We start from the raw sequence: 268 nt of genomic DNA on the forward strand, positions 1-268 counted from the left end.
GTGTATCGCCAACAGCGAGTGTTCATCGTTTAGGGCGTGGACTACCAGGGTATCTAATCCTGTTTGATCCCCACGCTTTCGTGCCTCAGCGTCAATTAAACCATAGTAAGCTGCCTTCGCAATCGGTGTTCTGAGACATATCTATGCATTTCACCGCTACTTGTCTCATTCCGCCTACCTCTAGTTCATTCAAGCCCGTCAGTATCAAAGGCACTGCGATAGTTGAGCTACCGTCTTTCACCCCTGACTTAACGGGCCGCCTACGCAC

1 rRNA gene is annotated in these 268 nt (G+C 50.4%); it reads right to left on the reverse strand.

The features are described from left to right. Positions 1 to 268: ribosomal RNA gene (locus SOM13_RS15345) — 16S ribosomal RNA — on the reverse strand; the annotation flags it as partial.

This window comes from Frigoribacterium sp. CFBP9030, assembly GCF_034045195.1.
Taxonomy (GTDB): domain Bacteria; phylum Actinomycetota; class Actinomycetes; order Actinomycetales; family Microbacteriaceae; genus Frigoribacterium.